We start from the raw sequence: 13155 nt of genomic DNA on the forward strand, positions 1-13155 counted from the left end.
AACCATTAGTTTCTTACCAGATCATGGAATTATAATTCCAGCAAAAAGTGAACCCCCATGAAAAAGAAGTTCTCACCTATTCTCCCTTAAATGCCCTAAATCGCTTAACTTGCTCTGCTGTTAAGGATCATTTTCTTTGTTTGGCTCCAACATCACTCAAAAGCCCTCATTTTGAATGACTTAGCATAAGCATTGTCAAAAAAAAATAAAATATGGAAGCAGCAGCATTACTCTTTGTAGTCTTTGGAGGTATAGTCCTCTTTTTCATTTTCCTCTATTTTTTCCCAATTAGTTTGTGGATTACTGCCAGATTTTCTGGCGTAAAAGTAGGGTTATTCGAACTCGTATTCATGCGTATCCGTAAGGTGCCACCACGTATTGTAGTCGATTCACTTATTACTGCTACTAAAGCAGGTTTACAAGTAACTTCTACAGATTTGGAAACCCATTACCTGGCCGGAGGTAACGTGCCTAAAGTAATTCGTGCCCTTATCTCTTCTGAAAAAGCCAATATTGTAATGGACTTTAAGCAAGCTACTGCTATTGATTTGGCAGGACGCGATGTATTTGAAGCCGTTCAAATTTCGGTAAATCCTAAGGTGATTACCACTCCAAAAGTGGCTGCAGTAGCTGCCGATGGTATTCAGTTAGTTGCTATTGCGCGTATTACTGTTCGTGCATCTATCTCTCAGTTAATTGGTGGTGCTGGTGAAGACACAATTTTAGCCCGTGTTGGCGAAGGTATTGTATCAGCGATTGGTTCTGCTAAGTCGCATAAAGAAGTATTGGAGAACCCTGATAAAATTTCAAAATTGGTATTAAGCAGAGGTTTGGATTCAGGCACAGCTTTCCAGATTCTTTCTATTGATATTGCTGACGTTGATGTAGGTGCTAACATCGGTGCAAAACTTCAAATAGATCAGGCGAGTGCCGATTTAAAAGTGGCTGAAGCGAAAGCGGAAGAACGTAGAGCCATGGCCGTTGCTGTAGAGCAAGAAATGAAAGCTAAGGCACAAGAGGCCCGTGCAAAAGTAATTGAAGCAGAAGCAGAAATTCCTAAAGCGATTGCTGGTGCTTTTACCAGTGGTAACTTAGGTATTATGGATTATTACAAAATGCAAAACGTACAAGCGGATACTGAAATGCGTCAATCCATTTCAGGTTCAGGCAAGGGCGGTTCAACTACTGCTAAATAATATTATATAACTCTAAAAAAAGGCTGGTTAAACTTTTAACCAGCCTTTTTTGTTTTTACACGATCCACAATTTCAAATTTGAAATTGAGTCATTAATAATCTTAATCTAGATTAAGATCTGTCTTATAAAGTCATTTTGTTTAACGTTTCTAAAACATTTTATCCTGTCCCAGGTTTTTACACTATGATGACGGAAATGAAGACAGAAATGAAGACGAAAACCATTATTGAGAAATCTTTTAAACATGCCAACATTCTACGTGTTGCCGGAAACACCGGTGTAATGATCGTAGAAGCTACCACCTCTTATATTCCCATAGAGGAATTTAAAGCTATTTTTAATTACATAGGCGATAGTATTGCCAAAGAACCTGTTACAAAATTAATTTTCGATAAAACAAAGTTAACGGTATTTCACCAACCCTCTATGGAGTGGTACTTTGTAGAGTGGAAAGAAAAAATGTTTGATCTTGGCTTGAAGGTACACCGCAAAATATTACCAGCAGATAACGTATTTAAGCAAAGTGTAAAAATTGGTAGAGACAGAATTAAGCAGATTTTCCCTAACGGAAAATACAACGAAATGGATATTCAATACGCTGATTCGATTGAGGAGGCTATACAAAAATAACAGTTAAACCCTTGGGGTATCATGGACGAGTCGACACGTAAAGTGTGTGAAGATATACTACGGGAAAAAATACTTTCTCTTCAATGCGATTATGAAAGCAGAATAACCAAACTGCAGCAAGAGCATGAAGCCGCTTTATCAAAAGTAAAAACTGATGAGGCTCTCAAAAGAGAACAACTGGAAACTGAGTATCAACAAAAGCTTGATCTTCTGCAAAAAGAGTATCACCAGAAAACAAAAGATCTGGAATCAGAGATTACATTTTTAAATGAACGTCATGATTCGCAGCGACTCATGCTTAGCGATACTTTTAATTATGTTGAAAGGCTTGAAAACGAACTAAGTTCATTGAAGAAAACAATCGCTAAGGGTGATGAACAGGCAGGATGATTTTAACAGAAAGACCTTTGCCTAATTGTTGAAGGTGAACTTGCCCACCCAAGCGCTGCGTAATTTTTTTCACCATATACAAACCAAGCCCTGTGCCCTTGGATTTTTCTGAACCACGATAAAAAATAGCGAAGGCTTTCTGCATTACTTCAGTAGTCATGCCTTCGCCATTATCCTCCACTGAAATCTCCAGACTATCATTAACAATTGAAGCTCTGACGCAGACAAAAGGCTCTTCAATATCTCGGAAAATGATAGCATTGGTGATGAGCGCCTTTAAGACTTCACTTAATAAAATGGCATCAGTACTTATTGTAAGATCCTTGTCAATTTCAATCTTAAACTGAACCTTGTTAAATCCTTCTAAGTATTGTAATCGTTCCTTTGCATTTTCTACTAAGGCAGCTATTGAAATACGTTCATAGAAAAGTTCTTCCAGAGAGGCTTGTGTAAAAAGTGAAAGCGATTTAAGTAAATCATTCATCTGGTGCATTGACAAATCAATACGATGAACATACTCTTTCAGCATGGGCGACATCGGCTCCATTTTAAGTAAATGAACTATACCAAGGGTGGAGGTAATGGGCGTTTTAAAATCGTGTGATGCCCTGTAAACAAGCTGATCGAGTTCCTGATTACGCTCCTGCAACTCTGCTAATGTCGCATTCAGGTAATTATTCATTTTTACCAGCTCTTCAATGGCGGCAGTAAGCTCTTCCTTTTGTGCTTCAAGCTCTTCGGTTCGTTCATTCAGCTCTTGTTCAAAAGCGACTAACTGCGCTTTTTGTTTCTCCAAGTCTGTATTGTTATTGTCAGCTTTCTCAACCATGAAACGACTATAAATGATAAACGAAAGGGTTGCACAAATTTCAACATTCACCCCGCAAATTCATATCCATTCATCAAAAAAGGGTCAGCCTTACGACTGACCCTTTTAATGTGATTTTATTAAGATTAAGCTTTTACCGGTTCACGGTGACCTACCCACGTAAATCGTTTATTAATAAACTCCGGATTAGTGAACGAAGCATTCCCTGAGGGATTTCCACCTGTAACGTGATAATCGCTGAAAGCAGCATTTTGATTCATATAAATACCACCTGTAAGGTTAAATGAAACGGGTGTAGCGGCCAAGGCCATCTCATCTGCAATTTTTTCTCTTACCGCAGCATCAGTGGTATAGGCACCACAAGAAATAGCACCGTGCTCCATGGCCATTTCTTGCGCCAAGGCTATGGACTGATCTGTATTTTTTGTCTTAATCAATAAGGCAATAGGCCCGAAAAGTTCTTTGCTGAAAACTTCCTTTTTGCTTGCATCAACCTCCAATAGGGCTGGCGTTGCAACACGTGCGGTTTTAAACATCGGGTTTTCGAAAGTGCGTGATGCCAAAATCACTTTGCCTCCTAACTTGTCTGCATCTGCTACTCTTTCACTTGTTTTCTTATTTTGAACTGCACCTAAAACAAAAGGTCCGGCTTTAGGATTATCAACTAAGCTGTTAATATTATCAGCTATCTTTTTAGCAAACTCATCGAAAGAAAGTACACCATTCGGTGTTTTAATTCCATCTTCAGGTATGTAAAAATTCTGAGGTGCTGTACACATTTGCCCGCTGTAAAGCGATAAAGAAAAAGCTAAATTGGCAGCCACTTTATCTGCATCTTCCACTGAATCGAGAATAACAGAGTTTACACCTGTTTTCTCTGTAAACACTGCTTTACCTTGTAAGCCTTCTAAGTAAGAACCAAAAACTGAGTTACCCGTAAAGTCTATCACTTTTACATCTTTGTGTTCTGCCAATTCTTTGGTAATCATCTTATCGAAAGTATCAACACCTAACTGACAGATATTAGGATCGAGGTTATTTTCAACCAATACTTTTTGCAATTCTGCTATAACAATGGCAATTGGTAAAATGGCGCCTGGGTGAGGTTTCACAATTACAGGATTGCCTGTAATTAAACTCGCGTACATACCCGGCACTGTATTCCATGTTGGAAAAGTAGAGCAACCAATTACAACAGAAACACCTTTAGGCACCGCTCTCCATTCTTTATTCAATTGAATATTAAACTTACCCATAGGCTTATCCCACAAGGCAGTTTTAGGGAAACGTTGTAATTCTTCATAACCAGACGCGATTGCCTCTAAAGCACGGTCTGCTGCATGTGGCCCTGATGCTTGAAAGGCCATCATATAACCCTGGCCAGTAGTGTGCATGGTGGCATAAGCAATTTCGAAGAAGCGCGTCTTCATGCGCTCTAATGATTCAATCAAAATACCAGCACGCTCTTCAACACTTACTTTTCTCCATGCATGAAAAGCTGATTTCGATTTTTCGATAAGTGTTAGTGATGAATAGGCGGGATAAGTAATTTTTAAAGTGTCTTGTAAGTAAGGCGACTCCTCCTGCCCAACCCATGATTCAGGATTACTTTGTTTTAACTCTTCAAACTTTTTCCCAACAGTGGTCTTAAATTTGGCCTGACCGTCTGCGTCAGCAGTTTCACCATAAACGGCTGGTGCCGGATGCTCAGGATAAGCTGCATAAAAAGTACGGTTATGTAAAGCATCAATAGCTTTGTTTAAAACGTCTTTGTGTTTGTTGTATAGATTCATTTTTTAATTATTTCGTTTGCTCGTTATTTTTATTACTACTTACATTCAATCCTTCTTTATAAGCATTAACGTTATTTCTCCATGAAAAGATCACTTCAATGATAAACATGACCAGCATGCCCATCAGAAATATTTTTATATCACGCTTGTTAATGTTTCGCATAATTTTACTTAGCCTGACCAAAAACTCTCTTTAAAAGATCTGTTGTTCGTGCTACAGGATCTTGTCTGATATTTTTTTCTTCTTTGGCTATTTGCATGAAGAGTCCCTTCATGGCAAGGTCAGTTGCGTATTCGTTTAAATCAGGATTTACTTTTTCTATAAATGGAATTTTGTTGTAAGTGTTTACCAAATCAGTATAGTAACGCGCTGCACCAACTTTATCCAATGCATTTTGAATAACCGGTTTAAACTTGGATTTTAATTGTGTTGAAGTACTGCGCTGCAAATAATTAGTTGCTGCATTATCCTCGCCTTTTAAAATACCCCAGGCATCTTCAATAGTCATTTGTCTAATGGCATCAACAAAAATAGGCTTGGCTTCTTTAGCTGCTTCTTCTGCTCCACGGTTTAATGTCATAATAAACCTATCGACATCATTCCCTAAACCAATTTGTCTTAATTTGTCTTCTACCTTTTTTACATCAGGAGGAAAGGGAATTTTTATTTCCGGATTTTTAAAATAGCCATCCGTTTGCGATACCCGGTCAGCACCTTTGCTAATACCATTGATCAAAGCTTCTTTTAAGCCTTGGCCAACCTCAGCCGTTGTTAAGGCCTTCTCTGTTGTTGTCGCCTTGCTCACTTCGTTTAATGCCTGCGTAATCTGAGTGCTGGTGCATGCACTTAATGCCAGCAAAAATGGAATTATGATGTATTTCACGTGTTAATAATTTTAGTTTAAAGACATGATCAAGCCATCATCATTACTTCTAATAAACGTTGCAAATGGCCATTTCATTCGATTGAATTGAAAGGCAAGTTAATTAAGAATTGGCTAAATCAGCTAAGCATTTAACAGTGTATCTGCGTTAATTTCCGCTACTGATTTACAGCCACTTAGTGCCATGGTTAACTCAAAATCGGCTCTGTAATTTAAAAGAAGCTGTCTTACCCCCTCCTCACCTGCCAAGGCAAGGGCATATACATAAGGTCTGCCTAAACAAACAGCATCTGCGCCAAGCGCCAAAGCCTTAAAAGCATCTGCACCCCCGCGAATGCCACTATCAAGCAAGACAGGAATTCGTTTTTGTACGACTTTAGCAATGGCTGGCAACATTTCTAATGTGCTTACCGATCCGTCTACTTGCCGACCACCATGATTGGAAACAATAATTCCATCCATACCATAATCAATAGCTTTTTGTGCATCATCCGGATGTTGTATGCCTTTTAAAATAATGGGAAGCTTAGTGAGTGTTTTTAAAAATTGGAGATCTTCCCAGGTTGTATAAGGATTAGTGTAGCTACTGGTAAATGTTTGCACGGCTTTTAATGGCCTGCCTGATTTTAACTTCTTAAAGAAACCAGTACCAGGGTAGTTGTTTACCAGTTGAATAAGTCCTTTAAGTGTTTGTACAGTTATTCTTCGCTTTGTATTTGCTGCTGTTGTCTCATCCATTAACTGTTGAAACACTGGATCGGAAGTATATTGTGCAATTCCCTTCCCTTCTAAAAAAGGCAGATAGGCCAATTCAAGATCACGGGTGCGCCAACCCAACATGGTAGTATCGAGTGTAACCACAATCGCTTCGCATCCACATTTTTCAGCGCGTTGCACAAAGCTGGCAACCAGATCCTTCGATTTACTCCAATACAGCTGAAACCAATGGGCTGCATGCTTCATCTCAGCCGCACAACTTTCCATAGGAAATGAAGCTTGATTAGAAAAAATATAAGGCACACCTACTGAAGCTGCTGCTCTTGCAACAGCAAGATCGGCTTCGGCATTTACCATTTCCAGCACACCAACAGGCGAAAGCAGAAAGGGTGATGCTCGTTGCTTTCCAAAAAGTGAAATGGTTGTACTTCGCTCACCAACATTACGCAACATTCTTGGCAAAATTGCGTGACGCTCAAACGCTTCAATGTTTCGTTTTACTGTAGATTCAACGCCTGCACCACCAGCGATATAAGCAAAAGCTTTTTTACTAATACGCTTTTGTGCTGCTTGTTCTAATGCTTTGTTACTTATAGGAATGATCGGTTGTTGACCGTTAAACCCATTCAGGTAGATTTCTTTTTGTCTGTCTAGTGCAGAGACTTCCATGCCATTACTATTTATATAAAAATAATAAAAAGCGATGGGTATGCGTGAAGATACTTTCGGTCAGTTTCTATATTGATGACAGAACAGGAACATTTAACTCTAAATAATAATTTAAAAGCAAAATAACTTTGAACAATTAAAGAATGAAATCACTTTTATACCCGATTATCGTATAAATGTCGTTTAGTTAAGACTTTTTATTGGCCTCGCCTCTAGTCCTCTCCAGAGGAGAGGATGACCATGGAAGCTTAACTAAACGACATTGGATCAAATTATTATGAAGCAAGTAACAGCAGAACTCCTCACTATAGGAGATGAGATTTTATACGGACAGATTGTAGACACCAACTCTCAATGGATGGGGGTTGAACTTAGCAATATGGGCATCAGGGTTTTACGAAAGACGTCCGTTGGTGATATTGAATCAGAAATTTTGCAGGCTCTTAAAGAAGCAGAAGAAAGGGCAGATATCATTCTGATAACCGGTGGCCTTGGCCCAACCAATGACGATCTGACGAAGCCCTGTCTGGCCAAATACTTCAATTGCGATTTAGTGATGAACGAAGAGGCGTTAACTGAAGTAACTGAGTTTTTTAAAAGTCGCGGAAGGGAACTCACGGAGTTGAACAAAATGCAAGCGGCTTTACCAAGTGCTTGCGAAAAAATTACAAACCATGGCGGCACCGCCCCTGGCATGTGGTTCGGTAAAGGCAACAAAGTTTTTATGTCGATGCCCGGTGTGCCTCATGAAATGAAGAAAATGATGATTGAGCAGGTTATGCCCCGACTCAAGAAACAATATGATTTACCTGTCATTCATCATAAGGTAATTCGCACCATAGGGATAGGCGAATCTTTTCTGGCCGATAAAATAAAAGATTGGGAAGATGCTTTACCTGAACACATTAAGCTAGCGTATTTACCGAGTTTAGGTGAAGTTAAATTACGACTAACTTGCTTTGGTTCTTCATTAAAAGCATTGGAAGCAGAAGCAGAGAAGCAAACGGCCACTCTTAAGCAATTGGTCGATCAATATATTTATGGTTACGGAGAAGAACCCATTGAAGTAGTTATCGGCAATATGCTTAGAGAGCGTAAAATGACCTTATCCATTGCAGAAAGTTGTACCGGTGGAAAAGTGTCGCATATGATTACCAGTGTACCTGGCAGCTCTGAATATTTCCAAGGCAGCATAATTCCCTATTCTTACGATATAAAAATGGCGCAATTAGGCGTTAAAGAAGAAACGTTGAATCAATATGGTGCGGTAAGTGAGCAAACCATTATTGAAATGGCTACACTTGTTCGTGAAAAATTCAATACAAGTATAGGTGTGGCAACCAGTGGCATTGCAGGCCCCGGAGGCGCAACCCCCGAAAAGCCTGTTGGCACTGTGTGGATAGCGCTCGCAGATGGAGGCCGCGTCATAACTAAAAAGCTTCAACTCGCCAAAGAACGCCACCTCAATATCCAGCTTTCATCCATGGCGGTGCTTAATTTAATCCGCTTAAGCATAAAAGAATCGCCTGTAAAAGCCTGAAAAACTGAAACATAATTCGCCCATAAGCCTGCCCTTACCAAGAATTTTTCGCTGTAGGGGTAATTGCTTATTCAATCGATGAAAGCTGTAAAAGCACATCAAAAACTATTAACTTGCTGACCCAATTCAATCGTTTGAACCGATGGCAAATGTAGAACTGATCATGCCCAAGATGGGCGAAAGCATAATGGAAGCAACAATCTTAACCTGGCTGAAAAAGCCTGGAGATAAGATTGAACAGGACGAAAGTGTGTTGGAAGTAGCTACTGATAAGGTAGATACGGAAGTGCCTTCAACCCATGCCGGCATTTTACAACAAATTCTTGCCAAAGAAGGCGATGTGGTAAAAGTGGGCAGTGCTATTGCCATTATTTCAACCGGAGGAGAGGCCACACAAACACCTGCAGCTCCGAAATCTGAAACAGCGCCTGCTGCTATACCTGTCAAAGAAGTTGCGCCTGTAGCAAGCAATGGTAATGGTGCTCATGTTGGCGATTTCAAATCCGCCTCACGTTTCTATTCTCCTTTGGTAAAAAGCATTGCTAAAGAAGAAGGTGTAGCGGTTGCCGAATTAGAAAGTATTCCCGGTACAGGTCAGGAAGGCCGCGTTACTAAAAAAGATATTATGGCCTATATGGCCAACCGCAAACTGGGCACTGTTGTTCAGTCTGTGGCTGCACCCGCTCCAGTTGCTAATGGCAGAACAGCAGTTAACGCAGCGCCTTCAGCACCATTGGTGCCTGCCAGCGTTAATGCAGGTGATGAGATAATAGAAATGGATCGCATGCGCAAGATGATTGCGGAGCGTATGGTTGATAGTAAGCGAATCTCTCCACATGTTACTTCGTTTGTTGAAGCCGATGTAACCAGCATTGTATACTGGAGAAACAAATGGAAGAATGAATTCCAAAAGCGCGAAGGTGATGCACTAACCTTTACCCCAATCTTCATTGAAGCAATTGTACAGGCTATCAAAGATTATCCAATGATTAATGTACAGGTGGATGGCGATCGTATCATTAAGAAAAAAGATATTAACATAGGTGTGGCCGTTGCCTTACCAAGTGGAAATTTGATTGTGCCTGTTATTAAACAAGCAGATCAATACAGCCTGAGTGGGTTAGCTAAAATTGTTAACGACCTGGCTAAACGCGCACGTGAAAACAAACTTAAACCAGACGACTTAAGTGGTGGTACTTTCACTGTTTCTAATGTTGGCTCTTTCGGCAACGTAATGGGAACTCCCATTATCATGCAACCTCAGGTAGCCATTATGGCACTAGGAGCTGTTCAGAAAAAGCCTGCTGTAGTTGAAACCCCTTATGGTGATAGCATTGCTATCCGTCATAAAATGTTCTTATCGCACTCATACGATCATCGTGTAGTTGATGGCGCTTTGGGCGGTAGCCTGGTAAGACGAGTGGCGGATTACCTGGAACGCTTCGATTTTAATCGCACTATTTAAGTAAAAGTTTAAAATTTCAGATTCAAAATTGGTGTAACTTAGTCGCAAGACTTTCTATGCTGAATCTGAAATTTTAAATTTTGACTGAATGAAAATAATCTCCTTCATCAGCCGAAAAGGCGGCACCGGTAAAACTACAAATGCCATCAATCTGGCTACCTCTCTGCATGCAGCAGGTAAAAAGGTTATGCTGGTAGAAACCGATACTAACTACACCTTGAATACGCTACGCAAGATGGAAGCTGCACGGGAAAGCGGCACATCTTCATTCGATATTGTAGGATCACAGGATAATAATATTGCTGATGAGCTTCAATCCATTAGAGAAAAAGCACAATACGATTACATTATTGTTGACAGTGCCGGTAAGACTACCGATGAAGGCATTAAGAAACTCTGTCTGGTAAGCAATGCGGTGATTGTGCCCACGAGTTTAACGCAGAATGATTTACTGGTTACATACCAAACGGTAACTGATTTAATGCCCGCAAAAAGCATTAACACTGATTTAAAAATTTTGGTGCTCCCTAATCGCATCCACAGTTTCACCCGGCTTAAAACCGTTCAGGAGACCCTAAGCAAAGTGAGTGCGAAAGTGCTGGAAGTTATGGTGCCACAAAAAAATGCCTATGTTAATTTTAGCACCATGCATCCCGAGCAGGAGTATACGCCAGTGATGAAAGAAATATTGAAAAACTTATAGCCTATTCACTTCCTCGGTCATTTACTCGGTCTGTGAGGACACAAACCAAGGAAATAAAAAGAATAAAAAATTAACTTACTGAAGCATGAAAAAAAATCCACTTAACGACCTGGATCAGTTTCTGAAACAAGAAGCTTCTTCTATTGTAACACCATCTTCCTTAAGCGACAGACTAAAGCAAAATGAAAGTGCAACCTCTGCACCAGTCGCTGGCAGCATTGAAGAACAATTATTGCTGATGGCCAAACAAGATGCGTCAAAATTTTATGACACCCTGATTACAGTAGGCGAAAAAATAGGCAATGAAAAAAGCACCATGCTTATTAACACTGCTTTATACCTTAAACACGGTGACAACTGGAAAGAAGCAGTGAAAGCTTATTGGGAGAAGTAGGTTTTAGAAGAATTGACTATGGTCAATTTGTCAATTCCTCATTGTCAACTGTCAATTTTAATTGCTCAGAATTATTACGCCACAACAAGTTTAAACAAGCCACTCTTTAAATGCCGTGGCTTTCTCACGGCTAATATCAATTTCCGAAGCTACCACACCCTTTAACTCGACTGTCAAACCTTTGTGCGTTGTTTTTACTCTACCAACAGCCTGTATGTGTACGAGGTATTGTCGGTTCACCCTGAAGAAAACTTTTGGATTAACTAATTGCTCAATTTCATCTAGGGTTTGGTGCTCACTGATAAATTTATCGCCAGCTACAGTGTGCAGGTGAATGATCTCGTTTTTATGGAAATAAGCTATCTCGTTTTCATTGATTGGCACCAGTGCATTGCGCTGCAAAGCGAGAAATCTTTCTTTGTATCGTTTGGTGGCAACATCTTGCCATCGTGAAAGCAACGTTTGCAATTGTTCATGCAGTACCTGACTATCTTTAACGGCTCTATATTTATTCAAGGCTGAAGCCAACTCTTTTGCATCAATCGGTTTCAACAAATAATCAATACTATTAATTTTAAAAGCACGTAGTGCATATTCATCGTAAGCTGTAGTAAATATGATGGGACAGGCTATTGAAAGCGTTTCATAGATTTCGAAACTCACACCATCCGACAATCGAATATCTGAAAAGATAAGATCGGGCATTTTGTTGTTGGCAAACCATTGCTTAGCTGTCTCAACACTTCCTAAAATAGCAGCAATCTCAACAGTTGGTAAAGCCTCCCGAATTAATCGTTCAAGGTCTTTTGCTACCAATGGTTCGTCCTCCACAATTAAAATATACATGCTTTACAATGGATTAATTTTTACGTCTATAACAAAGGCACCTTTATTGAGAATCGAATATCAGTCTGCTCAATTTGTACAGGTTTATCAGATAAAAATCCATACAAGGACACCATATTTTTTAGGCCTTGTTTATTGGATGACTCTACGTGTTTACGTAGTTGTAAATTATTACTTACAACAAGGTAATCACCAGAGTTGAAAATCTCAATATTCAATGGCTGTGTTTCTAAAAGGATGTTGTGCTTAATGGCATTCTCAATCAGAATCTGAAGTGTTACCGGCACAATTCTGTGCTCTTTAGCTTCTTTGTCTACTTCTATGGATATTGTAATAGCTTCTTTAAATCGTGTTTGTAATAAAGAAACATAATGTTGGATAAAATTCAATTCAGTGGTAAGGTTTACGCTGCTCTGATCTTTATACTGCAAAACATAGCGGTATACCCTGGAAAGCTGTTGTACAAATTCAGATGCCATTCGCTGATCTTCCATGATCAGTGAATTGAGGGAAGACAAGGCATTGAAAAGAAAATGTGGATTCAGCTGATTCTTTAAATTGTCAAACTGCACTTGAGCCTTCTCTCGCTCCAACCGTTCGTTTTGTATGACAGAGAACCGCCACCTTACTATAAAATGGTAGGTAAAAAAACCAAGGTTAATAATGCCTGGGAACATTATATAAATTATCCAGATAGCCGCTGAGAACATCTCATCCAGCTTAAAAGGCAGAAGTGGTTCTCCGAAATAATAAACAGTTATTCTTATGAACAACCCTAGCACTGCACCAGCAAGTAATTGCACTGTTATGCGCAGTGGTATATTTTTTTCGAAGGGTAAGACATTATTTAAATAGCGATCAATATTTCTGATTACTTCCCATATTGCAATAACCAGCACTAAAGAAATTGCATAAATGACAACATGTCCCCAAAAAGTAAATTGATTAAACTTTGAAAGACGTACAAAAAAACCAATAATGGATAGCCCGAAGATGATACCATAGGCCAGATACAAGTCCTTCTTTTTTTTATAGCCAAGCATTACTGAAAATTGTTCACTATCTAATCAACAACTCATCTTTAAAGTCAGTATAAAG

Annotated in this window: 14 protein-coding genes; 7 read left to right on the forward strand and 7 right to left on the reverse strand. The window is 39.5% G+C overall.

Annotated features, from left to right (window positions below):
- Positions 1-212: 212 nt before the first annotated feature.
- The 3 genes from floA (at position 213) to SanaruYs_RS19370 (ending at position 2217) form a co-directional block, all read left to right on the forward strand.
- The gene (gene floA, locus SanaruYs_RS19360) at positions 213-1196 is read left to right on the forward strand and encodes a flotillin-like protein FloA (RefSeq protein WP_127124267.1); all 984 of its coding nucleotides are present in this window, start codon (positions 213-215) and stop codon (positions 1194-1196) included.
- Between the two features lie 208 nt (positions 1197-1404).
- A complete protein-coding gene (locus SanaruYs_RS19365) occupies positions 1405-1827 on the forward strand; it encodes a hypothetical protein (protein WP_246011953.1) in 423 nt (140 codons plus the stop codon).
- Positions 1828-1848: 21 nt separating this feature from the next.
- Positions 1849-2217: a hypothetical protein gene (locus SanaruYs_RS19370; protein ID WP_127124269.1), complete on the forward strand. Its 369-nt coding sequence runs from the start codon at positions 1849-1851 to the stop codon at positions 2215-2217.
- On the opposite strand, the gene SanaruYs_RS19375 is transcribed toward SanaruYs_RS19370, so the two are convergent.
- The 5 genes from SanaruYs_RS19375 to SanaruYs_RS19390 form a co-directional block, all read right to left on the reverse strand.
- The gene (locus SanaruYs_RS19375) at positions 2192-3046 is read right to left on the reverse strand and encodes a sensor histidine kinase (protein ID WP_127124270.1); all 855 of its coding nucleotides are present in this window, start codon (positions 3044-3046) and stop codon (positions 2192-2194) included. The two genes, SanaruYs_RS19370 and SanaruYs_RS19375, sit on opposite strands and share 26 nt — an antisense overlap.
- Before the next feature lie 125 nt (positions 3047-3171).
- Complete coding sequence (gene paaN, locus SanaruYs_RS19380) at positions 3172-4839, reverse strand: phenylacetic acid degradation protein PaaN (protein ID WP_127124271.1); 1668 nt, start codon at positions 4837-4839, stop codon at positions 3172-3174.
- Between the two features lie 7 nt (positions 4840-4846).
- Positions 4847-5002 (reverse strand): hypothetical protein, encoded by a 156-nt coding sequence (locus SanaruYs_RS20165; protein ID WP_160118729.1) that lies wholly within the window; start codon positions 5000-5002, stop codon positions 4847-4849.
- A 4-nt stretch (positions 5003-5006) separates the two neighbouring features.
- Positions 5007-5723: a DUF4197 domain-containing protein gene (locus SanaruYs_RS19385; RefSeq protein WP_127124272.1), complete on the reverse strand. Its 717-nt coding sequence runs from the start codon at positions 5721-5723 to the stop codon at positions 5007-5009.
- A gap of 123 nt (positions 5724-5846) precedes the next feature.
- Positions 5847-7109 (reverse strand): alpha-hydroxy-acid oxidizing protein, encoded by a 1263-nt coding sequence (locus SanaruYs_RS19390; RefSeq protein WP_127124273.1) that lies wholly within the window; start codon positions 7107-7109, stop codon positions 5847-5849.
- A 277-nt stretch (positions 7110-7386) separates the two neighbouring features.
- On the opposite strand from SanaruYs_RS19390, the gene SanaruYs_RS19395 reads away from it, so the two are divergent.
- The 4 genes from SanaruYs_RS19395 to SanaruYs_RS19410 all read left to right on the forward strand — a co-directional run bounded on the left by SanaruYs_RS19395 (position 7387) and on the right by SanaruYs_RS19410 (position 11211).
- Complete coding sequence (locus SanaruYs_RS19395) at positions 7387-8649, forward strand: competence/damage-inducible protein A (protein WP_127124274.1); 1263 nt, start codon at positions 7387-7389, stop codon at positions 8647-8649.
- A gap of 142 nt (positions 8650-8791) precedes the next feature.
- On the forward strand, positions 8792-10114 hold the full coding sequence (locus SanaruYs_RS19400) for a dihydrolipoamide acetyltransferase family protein (RefSeq protein WP_127124275.1): 1323 nt from the start codon (positions 8792-8794) through the stop codon (positions 10112-10114).
- 88 nt (positions 10115-10202) lie between these two features.
- Positions 10203-10817 carry an AAA family ATPase gene (locus SanaruYs_RS19405; RefSeq protein ID WP_127124276.1) on the forward strand — a complete coding sequence of 205 codons (615 nt, stop codon included), beginning with the start codon at positions 10203-10205 and terminating at the stop codon, positions 10815-10817.
- Positions 10818-10902: 85 nt separating this feature from the next.
- Positions 10903-11211: a hypothetical protein gene (locus SanaruYs_RS19410; RefSeq protein ID WP_127124277.1), complete on the forward strand. Its 309-nt coding sequence runs from the start codon at positions 10903-10905 to the stop codon at positions 11209-11211.
- 90 nt (positions 11212-11301) lie between these two features.
- On the opposite strand, the gene SanaruYs_RS19415 is transcribed toward SanaruYs_RS19410, so the two are convergent.
- Together SanaruYs_RS19415 and SanaruYs_RS19420 are read right to left on the reverse strand one after the other, a co-directional pair.
- Positions 11302-12057 (reverse strand): LytR/AlgR family response regulator transcription factor, encoded by a 756-nt coding sequence (locus SanaruYs_RS19415; protein ID WP_127124278.1) that lies wholly within the window; start codon positions 12055-12057, stop codon positions 11302-11304.
- Positions 12058-12083: 26 nt separating this feature from the next.
- The gene (locus tag SanaruYs_RS19420) at positions 12084-13100 is read right to left on the reverse strand and encodes a sensor histidine kinase (protein WP_127124279.1); all 1017 of its coding nucleotides are present in this window, start codon (positions 13098-13100) and stop codon (positions 12084-12086) included.
- Between the last annotated feature and the right edge of the window lie 55 nt (positions 13101-13155).

Source organism: Chryseotalea sanaruensis (genome assembly GCF_003990915.1).
Taxonomy (GTDB): Bacteria; Bacteroidota; Bacteroidia; order Cytophagales; family Cyclobacteriaceae; genus Chryseotalea; species Chryseotalea sanaruensis.

What these genes read in the sequence shown, in the direction of transcription:
- SanaruYs_RS19415 (WP_127124278.1), bottom strand. Translation starts at nt 12,057, where the DNA reads ATGTATATTTTAATTGTGGAGGACGAACCATTGGTAGCAAAAGACCTT.
- paaN (WP_127124271.1), bottom strand. Translation starts at nt 4,839, where the DNA reads ATGAATCTATACAACAAACACAAAGACGTTTTAAACAAAGCTATTGAT.
- SanaruYs_RS19420 (WP_127124279.1), bottom strand. Translation starts at nt 13,100, where the DNA reads ATGCTTGGCTATAAAAAAAAGAAGGACTTGTATCTGGCCTATGGTATC.
- SanaruYs_RS19390 (WP_127124273.1), bottom strand. Translation starts at nt 7,109, where the DNA reads ATGGAAGTCTCTGCACTAGACAGACAAAAAGAAATCTACCTGAATGGG.
- floA (WP_127124267.1), top strand. Translation starts at nt 213, where the DNA reads ATGGAAGCAGCAGCATTACTCTTTGTAGTCTTTGGAGGTATAGTCCTC.
- SanaruYs_RS19365 (WP_246011953.1), top strand. Translation starts at nt 1,405, where the DNA reads ATGAAGACGAAAACCATTATTGAGAAATCTTTTAAACATGCCAACATT.
- SanaruYs_RS19375 (WP_127124270.1), bottom strand. Translation starts at nt 3,046, where the DNA reads ATGGTTGAGAAAGCTGACAATAACAATACAGACTTGGAGAAACAAAAA.
- SanaruYs_RS19400 (WP_127124275.1), top strand. Translation starts at nt 8,792, where the DNA reads ATGGCAAATGTAGAACTGATCATGCCCAAGATGGGCGAAAGCATAATG.
- SanaruYs_RS19405 (WP_127124276.1), top strand. Translation starts at nt 10,203, where the DNA reads ATGAAAATAATCTCCTTCATCAGCCGAAAAGGCGGCACCGGTAAAACT.
- SanaruYs_RS20165 (WP_160118729.1), bottom strand. Translation starts at nt 5,002, where the DNA reads ATGCGAAACATTAACAAGCGTGATATAAAAATATTTCTGATGGGCATG.
- SanaruYs_RS19370 (WP_127124269.1), top strand. Translation starts at nt 1,849, where the DNA reads ATGGACGAGTCGACACGTAAAGTGTGTGAAGATATACTACGGGAAAAA.
- SanaruYs_RS19395 (WP_127124274.1), top strand. Translation starts at nt 7,387, where the DNA reads ATGAAGCAAGTAACAGCAGAACTCCTCACTATAGGAGATGAGATTTTA.
- SanaruYs_RS19410 (WP_127124277.1), top strand. Translation starts at nt 10,903, where the DNA reads ATGAAAAAAAATCCACTTAACGACCTGGATCAGTTTCTGAAACAAGAA.